At 71.4% G+C, this 19,481-nt stretch carries 13 protein-coding genes; 7 read left to right on the top strand and 6 right to left on the bottom strand.

What is annotated here, in order from left to right; all coding sequences use genetic code 11:
- Positions 1–6 precede the first annotated feature (6 nt).
- The gene (locus tag EES42_RS34525) at positions 7–1,818 is read right to left on the bottom strand and encodes a hypothetical protein (RefSeq protein WP_124722130.1); all 1,812 of its coding nucleotides are present in this window, start codon (positions 1,816–1,818) and stop codon (positions 7–9) included.
- Positions 1,819–2,048: 230 nt separating this feature from the next.
- Between EES42_RS34525 and EES42_RS34520 the strand changes: the two genes are divergently transcribed.
- From EES42_RS34520 to EES42_RS34490, 7 genes are all read left to right on the top strand, one after another.
- Positions 2,049–3,431, top strand: a complete 1,383-nt coding sequence (locus EES42_RS34520) for an extracellular solute-binding protein (RefSeq protein WP_124722129.1) — start codon at positions 2,049–2,051, stop codon at positions 3,429–3,431.
- Between the two features lie 90 nt (positions 3,432–3,521).
- Positions 3,522–4,553: a carbohydrate ABC transporter permease gene (locus EES42_RS34515; RefSeq protein ID WP_124722128.1), complete on the top strand. Its 1,032-nt coding sequence runs from the start codon at positions 3,522–3,524 to the stop codon at positions 4,551–4,553.
- The gene (locus EES42_RS34510) at positions 4,553–5,479 is read left to right on the top strand and encodes a carbohydrate ABC transporter permease (RefSeq protein WP_124722127.1); all 927 of its coding nucleotides are present in this window, start codon (positions 4,553–4,555) and stop codon (positions 5,477–5,479) included. Before EES42_RS34515 ends, EES42_RS34510 begins: the two co-directional genes overlap by 1 nt.
- A 172-nt stretch (positions 5,480–5,651) precedes the next feature.
- Positions 5,652–8,444: a hypothetical protein gene (locus tag EES42_RS34505; protein ID WP_164495425.1), complete on the top strand. Its 2,793-nt coding sequence runs from the start codon at positions 5,652–5,654 to the stop codon at positions 8,442–8,444.
- Between the two features lie 114 nt (positions 8,445–8,558).
- Positions 8,559–9,533, top strand: coding sequence for an acetylxylan esterase (locus EES42_RS34500; protein WP_124722125.1), 975 nt, complete (start codon positions 8,559–8,561; stop codon positions 9,531–9,533).
- 114 nt (positions 9,534–9,647) lie between these two features.
- The gene (locus EES42_RS34495; RefSeq protein WP_241196768.1) at positions 9,648–10,358 is read left to right on the top strand and encodes a hypothetical protein; all 711 of its coding nucleotides are present in this window, start codon (positions 9,648–9,650) and stop codon (positions 10,356–10,358) included.
- 8 nt (positions 10,359–10,366) lie between these two features.
- Positions 10,367–10,981, top strand: a complete 615-nt coding sequence (locus EES42_RS34490) for a hypothetical protein (protein WP_124722124.1) — start codon at positions 10,367–10,369, stop codon at positions 10,979–10,981.
- A gap of 12 nt (positions 10,982–10,993) precedes the next feature.
- On the opposite strand, the gene EES42_RS34485 is transcribed toward EES42_RS34490, so the two are convergent.
- The 5 genes from EES42_RS34485 to EES42_RS34465 form a co-directional block, all read right to left on the bottom strand.
- Complete coding sequence (locus EES42_RS34485; protein ID WP_241196767.1) at positions 10,994–12,751, bottom strand: serine/threonine-protein kinase; 1,758 nt, start codon at positions 12,749–12,751, stop codon at positions 10,994–10,996.
- A gap of 106 nt (positions 12,752–12,857) precedes the next feature.
- Positions 12,858–15,863 (bottom strand): alpha-mannosidase, encoded by a 3,006-nt coding sequence (locus EES42_RS34480; RefSeq protein ID WP_124722123.1) that lies wholly within the window; start codon positions 15,861–15,863, stop codon positions 12,858–12,860.
- A 46-nt stretch (positions 15,864–15,909) separates the two neighbouring features.
- Positions 15,910–16,635 (bottom strand): polysaccharide deacetylase family protein, encoded by a 726-nt coding sequence (locus EES42_RS34475; protein ID WP_124722122.1) that lies wholly within the window; start codon positions 16,633–16,635, stop codon positions 15,910–15,912.
- The gene (locus EES42_RS34470) at positions 16,632–17,735 is read right to left on the bottom strand and encodes a Gfo/Idh/MocA family protein (RefSeq protein WP_266497169.1); all 1,104 of its coding nucleotides are present in this window, start codon (positions 17,733–17,735) and stop codon (positions 16,632–16,634) included. The genes EES42_RS34475 and EES42_RS34470 overlap by 4 nt, the downstream gene beginning before the upstream one ends.
- 103 nt (positions 17,736–17,838) lie before the next feature.
- The gene (locus EES42_RS34465; RefSeq protein WP_124722121.1) at positions 17,839–19,473 is read right to left on the bottom strand and encodes an FAD-dependent oxidoreductase; all 1,635 of its coding nucleotides are present in this window, start codon (positions 19,471–19,473) and stop codon (positions 17,839–17,841) included.
- Positions 19,474–19,481 lie beyond the last annotated feature (8 nt).

Here is a 19,481-nt window from a genome sequence, read left to right as displayed (position 1 = left end):
GGTGCGTTACGGAACGAGCAGTGAATCCGAGAGACGGGGCGACGGCGGCGCCGCGCCGTCCAGTGTCGCGGAGTGCAGTGCGGTGTGCTCCTCGCGGGAGACGACCGACCGGCCGCCGCGCACGGTGAGCCGGTGCCCCTGCGGGGTCGTCCAGCGCACCTCGGCGTGGTCCCCGTCCGCGGCCGCCTCGGGATCCGGCATGGGCTCCGCGCCCTGCCGCGCGCCGGCCGCCACGAGGGACAGGGTCCCGGCCGCGAACGTGTCGCCGAGCTCCGCCCAGTCCAGCTCGGCCGGGGTCGTGCTCTCGAACAGCACCACCTCGATCCGTACCCCGTCGGCGCGCGGCACCAGCCGGAGCGTCGGCGTACGGCCGCCGAACGCACCGCCGGCCAGCCTGAAGTCCAGCCGGGCCGTACCCAGGTCGAGTTCGACGCCGCCGTCGAGGGTGCACGGTTCCGCCACGGGCGGCGCGCCGATCGCGTCCACCACCAGGCGCAGCGACCGCGCCCGGAACCGGTCGCCCGGCTCGATCATGTCGAGGTGGTGGTGCCGGTCGCCCGCCGGGCAGGCGAATCCCGCCAGCCAGGCCACATGCGGACCGCTCTGCACGGTCGAGAGCACGCCCGAGGCGAAGTCGAAGTCCTCCGCCCCGTCGTCCTTCATCAGATGGACGTGCAGATGCCCGGAGGTCCCGTCCGGGCGCACCCAGTGGCCGAACAGCGGACGCCGCTGCAGCCAGGTGTCCTGGTGGTTCACACTGCCCAGGGTGGTGACCGCGTCCAGCCAGGTGGTGCCCGTCTCCGGGGACGGGGTCTCGGTGAACAGCTCCCGGTGCTCGCGCTCGCCCGCCAGCTCCCGCAGCCGGGGCAGCACCCAGTCGGGCATCCGGTAGTCCACGCAGGACTCCACCCCGGTCGCCATCTCGCCCCGGACCGGGCTGGGCACCGGCGCGCCGAGCTCCCCGCGCACCGCCTTCGCCAGGAACGGCGGCACCCCCAGGTCGTTGCTGTAGCAGCGGGCCATCGGGCCGGAGAGCTGACGGGTCGGCGGGTGCCAGCGGGCCAGGAAGTGCAGCCAGAGCCGGTCGTGCAGCCGGTCGTTGAGCTCAAGGACCTCCTCGTCGTCGACGTGCTCCCTGATCAGGGTCAGGGTCTGGAGCACGACGCCCCAGTAGGACGGGCTGTTGAACTCGGTGAAGCTGCCGGTGCTGTCGATGGCCCGCGTGAGCCGCACCATCCGGTCCTTGCCGTACGCGAACAGCTCCTCGTCGTCCAGGAGTTTACCGGCGGCGAGCGTCACGAAGGTGCCCATGACGGCGACGTTGGTGTACGTCAGATGCACGTTCCTGCGGACGATCGAGGCGGCCGCGTGCCGCAGCGACTCCCGCAGCTCGTGGCCCACCTCGGCCGGCAGGGTGTCGCCGTGGCGGGCGTGCACCAGCAGCAGCGCGATGCCGAGGAAGTCCGCCCAGTTCCAGTCGGCCGGGACCATCTCCGCCGCCGGCTCCTCGGCGTAGTAGCCCCAGATCCCGTAGGTGGCGTTCTCCGGCGACCGGTCCTGGAGCCCGGCGATCCGCAGGATCACCGAGTGGGCGCGCTCGGCGTCGCCCTCGCCGCCCCGCTCCAGCAGCAGCAGGGCGTAGTGCAGGGAGTTGCGGGTGGGGTGGGCGGGGCCGCCCTTGATGTTGGTGTGGATGGGGTTGTACGGGGCTTCGACCTGCAGCAGGTTCGCCTCGGCGTCCCAGCAGCGATCGCCCTCGGCGAGGGCCGCTCGCAGCAGGGCGCGATCGTACTCGGCGGCCGACCAGGCAGGGTGCACGGGATGTCCTCCAGCTCGCGATCGTCGGGCCGACGATCTTCGGAAAACGCTTGGGAAACGTTTTCCAGAGGCTAAGCCGACGTCTACGCTGCGGCAAGAGGCATACGTTGGGCTCCGGGTCAGAAGCCCGCACCAAACCCATTGACGCGGCGATATCGGGCGGTGCAAGGTGACCCCGGCTGGAAAACGCTTTCCAGCCGGTTTCCGGTCTGCCCCTGAATGGAGTCCCGATGAGACCCTCCCTGCGCATCGCCCTGACGGGCGTCACCGCGGGTGCGCTCGTCTGCGTGCTTGCCTCGTGTTCCGGTTCCGGCAGCGACGCGGCCGCCGACGGTACGGTGACGATCACCGTCTCCGGGCGCCCGCCCGCCACCAACGCGGCCGCGCTCAAGACATTCGAAGCGCGGGTCGCGGAGTTCCAGAAGGCGAACCCCAAGATCAAGATCAAGACGAACGAGTACCAGTACGACCAGCAGAGCTTCCAGACCAAGGTGGGTGGCGGCAGTCTGGAGACGATCGTACGGGTACCGCTGACCGAGATGTCGGGTCTGATCAAGCGCAGGCAGATCGCCGATCTCACCTCGGACTTCAAGACGCTGAAGCACAACGAGGACTTCAACGACGTCGCGCTCGGGCCCGCGAAGAGCGTGGACGGCAAGCTCTACGGCATCCCCACCGAGGAGTACGCCCTCGGCCTGGTCTACAACCGCGAACTGTTCGAGAAGGCCGGACTCGACCCGGACAAGCCGCCGACCAGCTGGGCCGAGGTCCGTACGGCGGCCAAGGCGATCTCCGAGAAGACCGACGCCACCGGATACGCGCAGATGACCAAGGAGAACGCGGGCGGCTGGATGCTCACCGCGATGGCGTACTCCTTCGGTGACAGCATGCAGGAACAGTCCGGCGGCAAGTGGGCCAACACCTTCGACCGTTCAGGCAGCGGTGCGGAGAAGTCGCTGAAGGCGCTGAAGGACATGCGCTGGACGGACGACTCGATGGGCAAGAACCAGCTGCGCAACATCACCGACATGGAGAAGGACTTCTCCGCCGGGAAGATCGGCATGACGATCGCCGGACCGAGCATGGTCGGCCACTACATCCAGCAGTACAAGGGCGACCCCAAGACCATCGGCCTCGGCGCCATGCCCGTCGACGGCACCAGCAAGCGGACCCTGGCCGGCGGCACCATCGCGGTGATCAGCCCGAGGGCCACTGCACAACAGCGCGAGGCCGCGGCGAAGTTCATCGACTTCTACTACCTCTCCACCAAGTACGACGCCGGGCTCGCCGAGAAGGACGCGGCGGCCAAGAAGAAGGACGGCGCCGCCATCGGCGTGCCGGCCGTGCCGTTCTACAAGCCGGCCATCGCCGGCCCGGTCGACGCCGCGGTCAACAAGCAGGCCAATGTGCCGGTCGGGAACTTCGCCCCGTACAGCAGCACGCTCGGCGACTACGAACTGGCCATCGAGCCGCCCGTCGAGGCGCAGAACGTCTACAAGGCCCTCGACAGCGCCGTGCAGGCCGTACTGACCCGCCAGGACGCCGACCCGGCGGAGCAGCTGAAGAAGGCCGCGGCACAGGTCAAGTCCCAGGTGGAGCGGGCGCAGAACTAGTGCCCCTTGCGGGACCAGCACCCCTTCCGGCAGCGGAGCGTCCGGACATCAGGCAGTGAGCACAGCACGAGGAGAGGCGAGGAGACGTCAATGAGCAGGTCACAAGCGCCTGCGGCGCCCGCCGGGAACCGCACCCAGAAGGACCGGACGAGGAAACAACATTCCGTCGACCCCTCCGCGGACCTGCCGCGGACCTCCGACGGGCCGCCGCGCACCGCCTCCCCGCACCGCGGCGGCCCGGCGGAACGCTTCGTCCGCTGGGTCAGGCAAGGAGGTGTCACCACCATCCTGTTCGGCCTGCCGATGGTGCTGTGTTTCGCCTATTTCTCGTGGTGGCCGATCGTCCAGAGCGTGCAGCTCAGTTTCCAGCAGACCAATCTGGTCGACCCCGCCACCTGGGTGGGCCTGGACAACTTCAAGCACGTGCTGGACGACCCGCTGCTGTGGACGGCCGTCAAGAACACCGCGCTGTTCGCCGTGCTCGCCCTGGTGATCGGCTTCCCGGTGCCGCTCTTCCTCGCCGTTCTCATCTCCGAACTGCGGCGCGGCGGCACCCTGTTCCGCATCCTCGCCTACCTTCCGGTGGCGATCCCGCCGGTCGTGTCGGTCCTGTTGTGGAAGGTGTTCTACGACCCGGACGCCGGGCTGTTCAACCAGCTGCTGGCCCATGTGGGCCTCGGCCCGTACCCCTGGCTCCAGTCCACCGACACCGCCATGCTGTCGATCGTGCTGGAGGCGACCTGGGCCGGCTTCGGCTCCACGGTCATCATCTATCTGGCGGCACTCGGCTCCGTACCGACCGAACTGTACGAGGCCGCCGAGATCGATGCCGCGGGCATCTGGCGCCGGGTCTGGCACATCACCCTGCCGTCGCTGCGCGGGGTCATCCTGATCATGCTGCTGCTCCAGATCATCGGCACCCTGCAGATCTTCACCGAACCCTTCGTGATGACGGACGGCGGTCCCGAGGACTCCACCCTCACCATCCTGATGCTGATCTACAACTACGCCTTCCAGAACGGCGACTTCGGAGCCGCGACCGCGCTCAGCGTGATGCTGGCCCTCGTGCTCGGCGTGCTCTCGGCGATCTATCTGCGGGCGACGAGGAGCTGGAGCAACTGATGGCCGTACAGACCCCCCTTCGCACCCGCCGCGCCGGCCGCTCCGAGGAGAGCGCACGCGGACTCATCTCCGGCGCCGACCGGCGGCGGACCTCGGTACGCCTCTCGCTCCGCTCCGTGCAGACCCTCTCGCTCCTGCTGCTGCTCGCCTTCGGAGCGGCGCCCCTGTACTGGACGTTCAAGGGCGCCGTCTCACCGACCCAGGAACTGCTGCGCGATCCGCTGGCGCTCTGGCCCGACCACGCGCAGTGGGACAACCTCTCCCGCGCCTGGAGCGAACTCCAGGTCGGCCAGTACCTCTGGAACACCGTGGTCCTGGTCACCGGATCGGTCGTCGCACACCTCGTCGTCGCCACCACCGGCGGCTACGTACTTTCCGTGCTGCGCCCCAAGTGGGCGGCGCCCGTGCGGTGGCTGGTGCTCGCCACCCTGTTCATCCCCGGCTCCATCTCCCTGGTGGCGCTCTACCTCACCGTGCTCGACCTGCCGGGCCTCGGCATCTCGCTGGCCAACAGCCCCTGGGGCGTCTGGCTGCCGCACGCGGCCAGCGCCTTCACCGTGCTGATCGTGATGAAGTTCTTCGACGGCATCCCGCGCGAACTCTTCGAGGCCGCCAAGGTCGACGGGGCGGGGCCGTTCACCATCTTCCGCCGGATCGTGCTGCCCATGTCGAAGCCGATCCTCGCGGTGGTGACCCTGCTGACGGTCATGAACTCCTGGAAGGACTTCCTCTGGCCGCTGATCGTCATCCCGGACACCGAGAAGCAGCCCATCTCCGCCGCACTGCCGCGCCTCGCGGAAACGGCGGAACAGTCGCTGCTCATCGCCGGGATGCTGCTCGCCATCCTGCCCCCGGTCGTGCTGTTCCTGATCTTCCAACGGCAGATCGTCCGCGGCGGGGGAGGCTTCACCGGCCTCAAGGGATGAGGCACCACCCGGGTACCGGCGCGGACCCCCGTCCGCGCCGGCCGACGGCGGCAGCGGTGCGCGCCGACGGCACACGGGCCGGTGTGCTCCGCCGGGGTACAGCCGACGGAGCACACCTCCACCCGGGAACCACCGAAACGCACCGCGCCGATCCGATCGAGAGGTTGCCTCGATGGAACAGAACGGCACGATCCGGCCAGGTCCTCTGGTTCCGGCCAGAATAAGGGGTCGCTCCCGGCGGCCCGCCGCATGGGGCAGTGCCGCTGCCCTGCTCGGCTGTCTGCTGGTGGCGGCTCCGTTGCCCGGCACGGCCCCGGCCGCCCACGCGGCCGGCACCCTCACCGTCACCTCGCCCGACCTGATCTTCGTCAAGGGACAGGCGAAGATCACCCTGAGCTCCGACCAGGCCTCGGTGGCCTGGAAGGCCATCGACGACCAGGGCCTGACCGTCGCGTCCGGCACCGCCCCGGTCGCCGGCGGCTCGGCCACCGTCGACGTGACGAAGCTCGGCAGCGGCTACTACACGCTCACGGCGACCGCCGGCACCACCACCCGTACCGCCAACTTCGGCGTACTGACCGCGCTGACCGGCAAGGAACAGCAGGACACCCGCTTCGGCACCGGCATCCACTACGGATGGAACGACGGCGACGACCAGAAGCTGCTGCGCTCGGTCAAGCTGATGGGCATGCACGGGATCCGCTCCGACATCAACTGGGGCGCCATCGAGAAGACCCCCGGCACATACTCCTGGAGCAACTACTCCACCGACCAGCACATCCCGTACGCCAAGTCGCAGGGGCTGACCGCCCTGCCCATCTCCGGCTACCGGAACACCAATTACGACGGCAACCGGACCCCGGCCTCCGCCGAAGCCCTTGAGGCGTACGGGAAATTCACGGCCGCCGCTGTGGAGAAGTACCAGCAGTCCTCGAAGGAAATCGAGATCTACAACGAGTACAACTCGACCGGCTTCAACAACGGCACCTGCGGCATCACCGCCGACTGCTACCTCAAGCTGCTCCAGGCCAGCTACGGCAAGGTGCACGCCAAGGTCCCGGACGCCGTCGTCGTCGGCGGTGGCCTGGCCGGCCTCCAGACCGAATGGCTGAAGCGGCTGTACGCGATCGGCGGCCTGAAGTACATGAACGCGCTCAGCGTTCACCACTACGGCTACCCCGCCCCGCCCGAGACCGCGCTGGAGAAGCTGCCGCAGGTACGCGCCGATCTGGACGCGGCGGGCGGCAAGAACTTCCCGCTGTGGATCACCGAGAACGGCTACCCGACCCACAGTGACGGCGTCACCCCGGCCCAGCAGGCCGCGTACGTGCCGCGTGCCCAGATCTTCTCGTTCGCCTCGGGCGTCAACCGCTACTACTGGTACGACCTCACCAACGACGGCACCGACGCCACCAACAAGGAACACAACTTCGGCGCCTTCAAGCGGCCCACCGCGGAGGTCAAGGCCTGGCAGCCCAAGCCGTCCGTGGTCACCGAGGGCGTGCTGATCCGGCAGCTCGCGGGCCGCGCCTACGCCGGCCGCGACGACGCGGGCTCCGCCGACGTCCGCTCGTACCGCTTCGGCACCGGAAACGACACGGTCCGGGCCCTGTACACCACGGCCGCGACCCCGGGCACGGCCGAACTCTCGGCGAGCGGCCCGGTCACCGTCACCGACCAGCTGGGTCACGAGAAGACCTACCTCCCGGTCGGCGGCAAGGTGCAGCTCGGCATCGACGGCAAGGTGCTGTACGTCAAGGGCGCGGTGTCCGCGGTCAAGGCCGTCGGCGGCCCTGTGTTCTCCCTCCGGCTGCCGCAGCACTCCAACACGGAGGAGACCGTCGACGCGGTGCTCCAGGTGGACGGCACCAAGGGCCGGACGCTGCCGCTGGGCTACGACTTCCGGGTCGCCGGCGAGAAGTACCGGGTCACCGCGAAGCCCGGCAAGGTCGTCCGCCGGAACATCCAGCTGCCCACCTCGGCCCTCACCGGCCCGCGCACGGTCAGCGGCACCGTCGGACTCGGGCCGCTGAACCTCGCCCGCCTCACCTCCGACACCGAGGTGGTGCCGCCGACCCAGGTCACCTTCGACCCGGTGGTGAAGAAGGCGGCCCCGTTCGCCGCCGCGTTGAAGGTCACCGTCACCAACAACCGCGTTCGCGGCCCGCTCGAACTCACCAAGCTGGACTGGCAGGTGAACTCGGGCGACACCTACCTGGACCGGGGCACCGTCGACGGACCGATCAAGGTCGGCGCCGAGTCCAGCGCCTCGTACACCGTGGACGCGCGCAACATCAAGCAGTGGAAGCGCTACTGGACCGCCGCCTACATCAACACCCCCGACGGCGCCAGGACCGCGGTGGGCGCCTGGAACGGCTGGGGCGCCGTCCAGCCGGCCGGCACCGACACCACCACACCCATCGATGTCATCGGCGACGGTTCGGTGAAGTACACGGGCGGCTACAACGGCGCGGCCGACCTGTCCGGCGCCGTCCGGCCCCAGTACACCGACGCCGGACTCGTGCTCAAGGGCGCGATCACGGACAACGCACTGGCACAGCCCGCCACCACCGCCGAGAACATGTGGCAGGGCGACAGCATCCAGTTCGCCGTCACCCCCCAGGTGCCCGGCCGCAGCAAGCAGTACGTCGAGTTCGGCGCCTCGCTCGTGGGCGGCAAGCCGCAGGTCTACACCTGGCGGGCGCCCTCCGGCCAGTCCGCAGGACCGACCCCCGGCGCCACCGCGCAGATCACCCGTGACGGCACCACCACCCGCTACACGGTGACCGTGCCGTGGGCCTCGCTCGGCCTCGCCGGCAAGCCCACCGCGTCCATCGGACTCGGCTTCGTCGTCAACGACAGCGACAACGACGGCCGGGCACGCGGCTGGTCGGAGTGGGGCGCCGCCATCGCCAACAACTCCAAGAGCGCCACCGGCCTGCGGGCCGTCCAGCTGACCGACTGATCCACCCCACAACGGGCGGGGCCGGGTGCACCTGACAGCACCCGGCCCCGCCGCTCCATGCCGTGACGCCGCACGGCAGACTGTTCCGGATCCCACCGTGAGGAGACCCGCTCCATGGCCCTGTTCGACATGCCGCTGCCCGAACTCCGCGCCTACCGGCCGCAGATCGACGAACCGGAGGACTTCGACGCCTTCTGGTCGAAGACCCTCGCCGAGACCCGCGCCCACGACCCAGCGGTCTCCTTCGAACCCGTCGAGACCGGACTGACCGGCACCCGCACCTGGGACGTCACGTTCGCCGGCTTCGGCGGCCACCCGATCAAGGGCTGGTTCACCGCCCCCGCGAACGCCGAGGGCCCGCTCCCGCTCATCGTCCAGTTCCACGGCTACAACGGCGGACGCAGCCTTCCGCACTGCTGGGGCCTGTGGCCGACGGCCGGATTCGCCCACTTCATCATGGACGTGCGCGGCCAGGGCAGCGGCGGCAACGTCGGCGACACCCCCGACCCGGTCGGCTCCGGCCCCTCCCTCGCCGGCTTCATGACCCGCGGCATCGAGGACCCGGACACCTACTACTACCGCCGGGTCTACGCCGACGCCGTACGCGCCGTCGAGGCGGCCCGGTCCCACCCGCTCGCCGACCCCGCCCGCACCGTCGCGCTCGGCGGCAGCCAGGGCGGCGGCATCACCCTCGCGGTCGGCGGGCTCGTTCCCGACCTGGCCGCCATCTCCGTCGACGTCCCGTTCCTCTGCCACTTCGGGCGGGCCGTCACACTCACCGACTCCAACCCGTACGCGGAGATAGCCCGCTACCTCAAGATGCACCGGGGCAAGGAGGAGACCGCCCTGCGCACCCTGTCGTACTTCGACGGTGTGTCCTTCGCCGCCCGGGGCACCGCCCCCGCGCTCTTCTCCGTCGCACTGATGGACCAGGTCTGCCCGCCGTCCACGGTCTTCGCCGCACACAACGCCTACGGCGGCGAGAAGGAGATCGAGGTCTACCCCTTCAACGGCCACGAGGGCGGTGCCATGTTCCAGGAGGCCGCCCAGCTCCGCTGGGTGCCGAAGGCGCTGACCGGCGCGGTCTGAGCCCTGCCGCGCCGCAGCCGACGTGTTGTGGATCACGGACAAGGTGTGGACAGCACATATATCGTCCAGCGGGGCACGTCAATGCCCCGTGACGGGCGAGGACAAGGGCGAACAGTGCGGCAGAAAGCCTATGCGCAGGCGATGCGCGTCATCGCCTGCGCGCTGATGGCATGGCAGGTCTGGACGATGTGGCACATCGCCAGCCACGAGGCGATCGGCGTGAAATGGTCCTGCGACCTGGCCGGGGGCTGCGCCAGTGACCAGTTCGCGTCCGTGTCCGCGATGCTCGGGATCGCCTTCGCCGTCGTCCTCGGTCTGCTCTCCGCCCGCTACCTGCACCGGGCGGCACCGGGCGCGATGATCACACTCTGCGCCGTCGCGGCCGCGGCCGGCTGGTACGACGCGCTGGCGGAGGGCCAGGTCGAGCGGACCACCGTCACCACCTTCCACGTCCTCGTTCCGCTGGGCGACTTCGCCGTCTCCCAATGGCTCACCTTCCTGTGGTCCGTCGCGGGCGTGGGCTGCCTCGCCGCCTGGTGGGGCGCGGCGGTGAGCCTGCGCCGCACCGCGGGGCTGCGCAGGCTGTCCCGCCGCTACCGCACGGCCGACGCGGTACTGGAGGGCTGGCAGTCGGTGGGCCGCAAGTCCGGTGAGGTCACGGTGGTGTTCGACGACGAGGACGGGGTGCGCCACGAGGTCCCGGCCGTCGTGGATCGCATAGCCCTCGGACGCGACGTCCTCGCCGTGTACGACGCCGACCGCCCCGGCGACCCCGCTCTCACCCGGGTCGCGGTTCCCCACCGAAAGCTGCTGCGCCTCACATGAACCGATCCATGTCGTCCCTGCGTATGCTCTTCTCCTCGCTCAGGCTGGTGGCCGTCCTCCTGATCGGACTCTCCGTCGCCGCACTGGTCCACGGTGCCCTGGACGGCCCCCGCTGGCTGCTGCTGACCGGCGTCCCGGTGACGGCCCTGATCCTGACGATCCTCGGCGACATGGGCGATCCGACGGGGACGGGCTCGGCGATGCGGCCGCGCTCCGGCGGCCCGCGTGCCTTCGCACCCGCCGTGGTCAACGGAGTGAGGACCGTCGACAAGAGGACCGGCCGGCCGGTCCGCGACGGGCGGTCGGTGAACTCCGTGTTCGCCTTCGACCTGACCGTGATGCCCGAAGGGCTCCCCGCGTACCGGATGCGGGTCTGCCACCCCCTCGATCTCCAGGGGCTGCTGCGCAAGTCCAGGGCCGTCGTCGAGTACGACCCCGAGCAGCCCTGGCGGGTCGTCGTCGCCGACCACCCGCCGCGCGAATGGGTGGCCCGGGCGAACGCCGCCGCCCCGCCGGCCGTGGTCAAGGAGCCGTCCAGCGGGATCCCGACCGGTCTCTGGACGCTGCTGACGGGCGTGGGCCTCGCGGCCGTGCTGCTGGTGCTGGTCCGGGTGCTCGGCTGACCCGCGCCGCGTTCAGCCGTTGCGCGGATACTTCTTGAGCACCTTGCCGTTGATGTCGGCCCGCAGATAGGCGCCGCCGTACTCGTCCGAGACATAGACGCTGAGGGTCGGCCGGAAGTCGTCGAACGGGGATGCCGGGTCGATGTCCACGTAGTGGGTGGTGGGCTCGGAGACACCGAGCTCCTTGTCCGCCCGGCGTATCAGCCCCGGCAGGGCGTCCCAGTCGACCTTCTCCAGGTCCACGGACCTGGCGTCCGAGGGGAGCGTGCCGCCCGCGCGTTCACGGGCGGCCTTGCCGTCCCGGTAGGTGTAGACGTCGTACAGGGCCTTGTTCTTGGCGACCGGGGCCTCGATGCTCGCGTGTACGTCGAACAGTGTGAACGACGTGACCTCGGTGGTGCCCATCACCGGCTTGAGCGCCGCGACGACGGACCGTGCCCCGGCGGGTGTCAGCAGGTTCTTCCGGTCCACCCGCGACGAGCCCTGCGCCCGGTCGGCCCCGTCGGGCGACGCGCCGCCGGAGGGCCGGCCCGAGGTGGACGACGAGGTGTCGGGAGTGCCCGACACGGTGCCGGGAGGCTTCGTGCCTGAAGCCTCCGTGTCCGCGTCGGGCAGCAGCGACCACACCAGCGCCCCGGTCAGGGCGGTCCCCACGAGAGCGGTGGTGACCGTGAAGGCACGGCCCCGTCGGAGCCGGCGACGGATCTCCTGGCTCCCCAGCGTCGCGGGCGCCGGACGCGGGGGAGTGGTGCCCGTTCCGCCCGCGGGCGCCGGTCGCCGGACCGGGGCGGTGGGCAGCACCGTGGTCGGGCCGGGCCCACCGAAGCCGGGCGGCACCGCGTCCTGCCGGGTGGGCGCCTGCGGACCGGGCGGTACGGCGTCCTGCGGAGCCGCGGGGCGCGGCCGCGCGGCCCCGGCCGGCTCGCCCACCGGCGCGACGACCGCCGCCAGCATCCGGTCCAGTTCCTCGGTACCGGGCCGGACGGACGTGTCCCGGGTCAGCAGCGCGTTCAGCACCGGAGTCAGCGGACCGGCCTGCAGGGGCGGCGGGATCTCCTCGTCCAGCACGGCCGCCAGCGTCGCCAGCGTGGTGGCCTTGCGCAGCGGATGCCGGCCCTCCACGGCGACGTACATCATCATGCCGAGCGACCACAGGTCCGACGAGGGATCGCCCTCCTCGCCGCGGATGCGCTCGGGGGCCATGTAGTCGGGGGAGCCGATGATGGAACCGGTCGCCGTCAGACTGGTGGACTCGCGGATCGCCGCGATGCCGAAGTCGGTGAGCACCGGGCTCCCGTCGGCCCGCAGCAGCACATTGGCGGGCTTGACGTCGCGGTGCAGGATTCCGGCGGCATGGGCGGCCCGCAGCGCGGACAGCACCCCCCGGCCCAGCTCCGCGGCCTCGACCGGGGAGAGCGTCCCCTCGGCCAGCCGCTCCGCGAGCGAGGCACCGGGCACCAGCTCCATCACGATCCACGGGTACGTTCCGTCACCGCCGTCCACGATGTGGTGGACCGTGACGACGCCCGGGTGGTCGAGCCGGGCCAGCGCTCGGGCCTCGCGCAGCACCCGCTCACGCAGCAGCCTGGCCGACTCCGGATCGTTCTCGCTGAGCGCCGGGTCCGGAGGCCGGACCTCCTTGAGCGCCACATCGCGGTGCAGCGCCAAATCGTGGGCCCGCCACACCATGCCCATCCCGCCACTGCCGAGCCGGTTCACCAGCTCGAAACGGTCGTCGATCACACGGCGCACAGGCCCCCCAGCGTTCATGGAAAAAGAGTACGGGGCGGGTTCGCGGCGGTGCGCACCCACCCCGTACGCCTCACATCTGGGGCCTCTCGTCCGGATCATGCCGGGCTGATCCAAACGAAAGACCCTAGTCGTTCGGTGTGAGCCTCAGCGTCACGATCTGGAAGGGCCGCAGCCCCAGCAGGACCGCATCGCCGTCCACCTCGGCCCGCTCGTCGGCGAGCGGACGCTCCAGCAGGTCCGTCACGCTCGCCCCGGCCAGCGCGAAGCCCGCCGTCAGCCGCGCCGACACCCGCCCGCCGTGCGCCTCGTGCAGCCGGACCACCACGTCCCCACTGCCGTCGTCGGCGAGCTTCACCGCCGTCACGACCACCGCGTCATCGTCGACCGAGACCAGCGGGGCCACCTCGGCGCTCCCCGGTACCCGGCGCTCGGGCAGGCTGAAGGACCAGCCCTCACGGACCGCGTCACCGATCGTCGCGCCCGGCAGCAGCGCGTACCGCAGCCGGTGCACCCCCTGATCGGTCGCCGGGTCGGGATAGCGGGGCGCCCGCAGCAGCGAGAGCCGCACCGTGGTCGTGGTCGAACCGTCCTCGCGGACCGTACGGGTCACATCGTGCCCGTACGTCGAGTCGTTGATCAGCGCCGCCCCCCAGCCCGGCTCGCCGACGTGCAGGAAACGGTGGGCGCAGATCTCGAACTTGGCCGCCTCCCAGCTGGTGTTGGTGTGCGTCGGCCGCTGCACGTGCCCGAACTGGGTCTCCGCGGTGGAGTGATCGGCGCGCACATCGATCGGGAACGCCGCCTTGAGGAACTTCTCCTGCTCGTGCCAGTCGACCTCGGTGTCGACGTCCAGGCGCCGGGCACCGGGCCGCAGCGTCAGCAACTGGGTGACCCGGGACGAACCGAAGCTGCGCACCACCTCCACGCCGTCACCGCTGCGGCGCACCACGTCCGCCTCGGTCAGATCGGTCACCGTGTTGCGGTAGAAGGCATCGACGTCCCACGCGTCCCAGCGGTTGGGCAGATCCGGGTGGACCTGGAGCAGATTCGCCGCGCCCCCCGGCGCGACGGTCTCGCGCCCGGCCACCAGGTCGACGACGGAGACCACCAGCCCCCGCGCGTCCACGGTCACCCGCAGGACCCCGTTGTCCAGCCGGAAGCCGCCGTCGTACTCCTCGACCTCCACCGGCTGTTCCGGCTGCTGCGGCGCGAGCGCCGCGCCCCCCGCCACCACGCCCGCGCGGCCGTGCGGAGCGGAGTTGAACACCACCGTGCCGCCGCCCTCCGAGGCGCCGGCCAGCGCCCGCTGCGCCGCTCCGATCACCGCTTCGAGCTCCTCGGCGATCCGGGCGTACGTCGCCTCGGCCTCACGGTGCACCCAGGCGATCGACGAACCCGGCAGGATGTCGTGGAACTGGTGCAGCAGCACGCTCTTCCAGATCCGGTCCAACTCCTCCTGCGGATACGGGAATCCGGCCCGCACCGCGGCGGTCGCCGCCCACAGCTCGGCCTCCCGCAGCAGATGCTCGCTGCGCCGGTTGCCCTGCTTGGTCCGCGCCTGCGAGGTGTACGTACCGCGGTGCAGCTCCAGATACAGCTCGCCCAGCCACACCGGCGGCCGCTCGTACTCCGCCTCGGCGGCCGCGAAGAATTCCGAGGGCGCCTCGATCGTCACCCGGGGGGAGCCCTCCAGGTCCGCGAGCCGCTCGGCGCGTGCCAGCATCTCGCGGGTGGGGCCGCCACCGCCGTCGCCCCAGCCGAACGGCACCAGCGAACGGGTGGCGTGGCCCTTGTCCCGGAAGTTCGCCTCGGCGTGCGCGAGCTCCTCGCCGGACAGCTCGGCCACATAGGTGTCCACCGGCGGGAAGTGGGTGAACACCCGGGTGCCGTCCAGCCCCTCCCACAGGAACGAGTGGTGCGGGAACGGGTTCGTCGTGTTCCAGGAGATCTTCTGGGTGAGGAACCAGCGCGAGCCGGAGAGCTTCACCAGCTGCGGCAGCGCCGCCGAGTAGCCGAACGAGTCGGGCAGCCACACCTCCTCGGTCTCGACCCCGAACTCCTCCAGGAAGAACCGCTTGCCGTAGACGAACTGCCGGGCCAGCGCCTCCGACCCGGGCATGTTGGTGTCCGACTCCACCCACATCCCGCCCACCGGCACGAACTGGCCGGCGGCGGCCTTCTCCTTCACCCGGGCGTACAGCGCGGGCTGGTGCTCCCGCAGCCAGTCCAGCTGCTGGGCCTGCGACATCGCGAAGACGAACTCCGGCCGGTCGTCCATCAGCGCCACCACGTTGGAGGTGGTGCGGGCCACCTTGCGCACCGTCTCGCGCAGCGGCCACAGCCAGGCCGAGTCGATGTGCGCGTGGCCCACAGCGGACAGCCGGTGCGCGGAGGCGTTCGCGGGCGAGTCGAGCACGTCGCGCAGCCGCTCCCGGGCGGCGGTCGCGCTCGCCCCCACGGCGTCCAGGTCCAGGGCGTCCAGGCAGCGTTCCACGGCGCGCAGGATCTCCCAGCGGCGCGCGGAGCCGAGCGGCAGCTGCCGCATCAGCTGGTCGAGCACCTCCAGGTCCTGGACCAGCTCCCACACCTGCCGGTCGAAGACCGCGAGATCCATCCGCTCGACGCGGTACAGCGGCTCGCTGCCCGCGGTCTTCCGGTCGCCCAGCGGGCTGACCCCGTCCAGGATCTCCGGATTGGCGGCGGCCTCCAGGTAGTACGTGAACTCCTCGCCGCCCGCGACCGGTTCACCGACCCGCAGCCAGGTGTTGCGCGGGTTGAGCGCCTTGACCACGCCGCCGTCCGGCCGGTGGGCCAGCGCCTCCGCGGAGAAGCCGGGCCGGTCCTTGGCGAAGCCGAGGTCGATCACCGCCTCGACGGTCTCACCGGCCCAGCCCTGCGGAACCCGGCCGGTCACCCGGAACCAGCTGGTGCCCCAGGCCGGCCCCCAGTCGTCGCCGAGTGCGCCCGGCTTGTACGGGGCGGCCACCGCCTCGATGAACGGCACCGGTTCGCCGGGGGCGTGCCAGACCTCGAACTCCAGGGGCGTGGTGCGGGGGTGGACGGCGGGGCGGATGCGCTCGCGCAGGGCGCGGTCGAGCCGTTCCTCGGTCAGTGTGCGGTCGTCATGCATGAGTGAAGGGCCCCTCTGGATGAAATGTGTGCGACGCGGAAGTGGTTCACGGGAGGTCGTCGAAGCCCACGCAGGGCAGTGCCATCCCGTCGGCCGTGGCCAGGAGCTTCTCCAGCCGGGCCGGGGTCACATGGTTGGCCTCGTGGGCGTCGGCGACGCAGTGGGCGTAGAGCGTGGTCACGCCGCCGTGCTCGGCGCTGCGGCGCAGTGCCGCCTCGACACCGCCGAGATCGTCCCCGTACGCGACGCTCCCGCGCCCGGAGTCCACCGAGCACCCCGGCAGGACCCGCCGGGCGGGGACATCACCGGCCGGGACGTGGAGTTCGTCCGCGAGGCAGGGATCGGCGCGACGGCCGGCCGGCACCCCGCCGCGCAGCCGGTCGAAGAGCGTGAGCAGCAGCCGGTCGGTGTCCTCGTCGCGGGCACTGCACGGGTAGGCGAAGCTGCGGGACGGAAAGCCGAGGCGGCGCAGCGCGTCGAGGGCGGGCACCACCTCCCGGTCGAGATAGGCGCCCGCGCCGTGCGCGGCGACGAACTCCGGGGCGCGCTCGTGCCGCAGGCCGTGGCAGCCGATGGTGTGGCCGTCGTCCGCGAGCCGGCGCAGCAGCCGCACCTCCTCCCGGTCCAGCCGGTCGGGCTCGCAGATGAAGAAGGTGACCCGTGCGCCGTACGACGTGAAGAGCGGCGCGGCCGCGGCCCACTCGTGCACGTGCCGGTCGTCGAAGGTGAGCAGCAGGGCACGGTCCACGCCGCTTTCCGGGCGGTCGGTCATCGCCCGGACCCCTGCGGGGCCCAGCCGGGGACGGAGCCGTGCAGCGCCGTGTAGAACGGGTCGCCCGGTCCGATCTCACCGGCCAGGACCGGGCGGCCGGTGAGCGCGGCCTTGTACATCGAGGTGATCAGCTCCAGGGAGCGGCGGCCGTCCCCGGCGCTCGCCCGGGGCCGCCTTCCCGCCCGCATGTCGGCCAGGAGCGACCGGAGCTGGGCGCCGTGCGAGCTGGGGACGTCCTCGGCGGGGGAGGCCCAGCCGGCCGCCCGGCCGGGTTCGACGCCCGGAGCCGGGGTGTAGGTCCAGTCGCCGTTGCCGTACCCGTACAGATGGTTCAGCTCGATGGTGGCGTCCCGCAGATCGATCCGCAGATGGCTCAGCTGGCGGGGCGAGAGCGCGCTGTTGACCACGGTGGCCAGTGCGCCCGAGGCGAAGCGCACGGTGGCGGTGGTGACGTCGTCGGTCTCGACGTCACGGGCCAGCCTCCCCGCCATGGCCCGGATCTCCGCCCAGTCACCCAGCAGTTCGAGCAGCAGGTCGATCTGGTGGATGCCGAGCCCCATTGCGGGGCCCGCGCCCTCGGTGGCCCACTTCCCGCGCCAGGGGACCGCGTAGTAGGCGTCGTCGCGGTACCAGGTGGTCTGGCAGTGGGCGACCAGCGGCGCCCCCAGCTCCCCGGAGGCGATGAGCGCCCTGGCGTGCTCGGCGCCCGAGCCGAACCGGTGCTGGAAGACGATCGGGGCGTACGGTCCCTTCTCGCCCTCGGCGGCGGTCATGGCGTCGTACTCCGCCAGGCTCAGTGCGGGCGGCTTCTCGCACCAGACCCAGGCTCCCGCGGTGAGGGCGGCGACGACCTGTTCCCGGTGGGCGACGGGCGGCGAGGCGATGACGACGAGATCGGGACGGACCTCGCTCAGCGAGGCGGCGAGATCGGTGGAGTGGTGGGGGAGCGCGAAGTCGGCGGCGAAGGAGCGGGCGGCCGCGGGATCGGCGTCCACGGCGCCCACCACCGCGAAGTCCGAGGGAAGTTCGAGGAACGCCGGCATATGGACGGCACGGGCGATGTTGCCCGCGCCGACGAGCAGTACACGGTAAGGAGTCACAGTCACAGAGGGCCGTCCAGGCTGAGGGCGTGAGCCGCCGGGATTGGTAAGCGTTTTCCAGCAGGTCGGGAACGTGCCCTTCCCGAGGGAAGGGCAGTGGGGTTCAGAGCGTGGCGTAGAGCGCCCCGGCACTGGTCACGGGTCCGGTGCGGAGCCGGTCCGGCCAGTCGAGGGCGAGACCGAGCGAACCGCTCAGCCGGTCCTGGAAGGAGGCGAGCCGATGCTCGCCCGCGCGGACCGCACGCGGCGGCAGCCGGTGCTCCAGGCAGTAGGAGACCAGTGCGCCGACGGCCTCACCGATGCTCCACTGGCCCGCGTGCCCGCCGAGCGCGGGTGCGCTGAGATGGGTGGCGCCGATGTTCCGCCCGGCCGGGAGCAGATTCTCCACCCGTTCCGGCAGCAGTGCACCCAGCGGCAGCTGGAACGGCAGGCACTCCAGGTCCAGCCCGGGGCCGCCACCCGCCTTGGGGTGCAGGGTGATCCGGGAACGCAGGGTGCCCACACTGTCCGTGAACGTCTCGGCGCCCGGCGCCCCGGCCCGCGCCTCGGCTGTCAGATGGTGCTCAAGGAGGGTGAACTCGGCCCGGATGCGCCGGGATTCACGTACGTGCGCGGCCTTGGCGAACCCGTCCTCGGTGCCCGTGACATCGGGCCTGAGCCGCAGCTCGGGGTAGCCGTGACCGCCGTCGTGCCGGGGCGCGCGGGTCTGCATCCAGTGGAGGAACGACATGGCCTGCTCCCGTGCCTCCTGCTCGGCCCGGACCCGTACCGCGTCGTCGGTACCGGTCAGCGGGAGCCGGCTGTAGGCGGTCTGCTCCCAGTCGACCAGGGTGATGTCGCTGTCGAACGTGCCGGGCAGATACCGGCTCCGGGCCAGCGCCCGCAGCTGGTGCCAGCGGTCGTTGGGCGGCGCGGCCCAGGGCGGGACGTCGTCCGGCTCGTGCAGGAACAGCGGAACGGAGCGGGCCGGTCCGCCGCCCGGCTCAGCGGTGTCCCAGGAGAAGGCCTCGGACCACCGGTCGTAGCCGGCCGGGCGGTCCACCGTGTGGTCCTCGCCGGGGCGGTGGTCCAGGGCGAAGACCCAGGAGACCGGCTGCTGGTCCAGCGGATCGGCGACGGCGGGCGCGTGCGGCTCGCCGGTCTCCTCGCGGGACTCGGCGCCGGTGACGTGCTCGACGCCCGCGAGGCCGAGCAGCTCACCCAGGTCCGTGGCGTCGACGACGTACGGGGCGCTGACCGTCACCGGCTCGCCGTCCGCCGCCGCCAGGGTCACCGAGGTCACCCGGTCCCCGTCCGCCTGCGCGGCGACCGGGCGGTGGCCGAGCAGCAGGGTGAGCCTGCCGGAGGCGAGGTGCGGGGTGAGCAGCTCCTGGACGACCGCGAGTGCGGCGCGCGGCTCGTGGCTGAGATGGCCGGTGGTACTGAGGCCGGGGTCGAGCAGTGGATCGGCGAACGGCTCGGGGCACAGCGGGTAGTTGCGCCGGTAGAAGTCGCGTATCCGCTCGCGCAGATCGCGATAGCCCGGGGAGACGGGGTCCAGTTCGATGCGGTGGCCGTCGGCGAGCGGCACGGCCTGCGCGGTGAACAGGCCACCGGGCCAGTCGGTCGTCTCGGTCAGCACGACGCGGTGTCCGAACCGGGCGGCGGTCAGCGCGGCGGCGAGACCGCCGAGACCGGCACCGACCACCAGGACATCGGTCCCGAGTTCGCGGGTACGGGGGGTGGGGGCGGCGAACACAGGAGTCT

It is taken from the genome of Streptomyces sp. ADI95-17 (genome assembly GCF_003846175.1).
In the GTDB taxonomy this organism is placed as follows: Bacteria; Actinomycetota; Actinomycetes; order Streptomycetales; family Streptomycetaceae; genus Streptomyces; species Streptomyces sanglieri.
Note: the sequence above shows the minus strand (reverse complement) of the source record. Positions and strands in the feature narration are given on the sequence as shown.

Excerpts from the sequence above, each read along its gene's own strand:
- EES42_RS34515 (WP_124722128.1), top strand. The coding sequence starts at position 3,522 with ATGAGCAGGTCACAAGCGCCTGCGGCGCCCGCCGGGAACCGCACCCAG.
- EES42_RS34490 (WP_124722124.1), top strand. The coding sequence starts at position 10,367 with ATGTCGTCCCTGCGTATGCTCTTCTCCTCGCTCAGGCTGGTGGCCGTC.
- EES42_RS34520 (WP_124722129.1), top strand. The coding sequence starts at position 2,049 with ATGAGACCCTCCCTGCGCATCGCCCTGACGGGCGTCACCGCGGGTGCG.
- EES42_RS34500 (WP_124722125.1), top strand. The coding sequence starts at position 8,559 with ATGGCCCTGTTCGACATGCCGCTGCCCGAACTCCGCGCCTACCGGCCG.
- EES42_RS34485 (WP_241196767.1), bottom strand. The coding sequence starts at position 12,751 with ATGAACGCTGGGGGGCCTGTGCGCCGTGTGATCGACGACCGTTTCGAG.
- EES42_RS34505 (WP_164495425.1), top strand. The coding sequence starts at position 5,652 with ATGGAACAGAACGGCACGATCCGGCCAGGTCCTCTGGTTCCGGCCAGA.
- EES42_RS34475 (WP_124722122.1), bottom strand. The coding sequence starts at position 16,635 with ATGACCGACCGCCCGGAAAGCGGCGTGGACCGTGCCCTGCTGCTCACC.
- EES42_RS34510 (WP_124722127.1), top strand. The coding sequence starts at position 4,553 with ATGGCCGTACAGACCCCCCTTCGCACCCGCCGCGCCGGCCGCTCCGAG.
- EES42_RS34480 (WP_124722123.1), bottom strand. The coding sequence starts at position 15,863 with ATGCATGACGACCGCACACTGACCGAGGAACGGCTCGACCGCGCCCTG.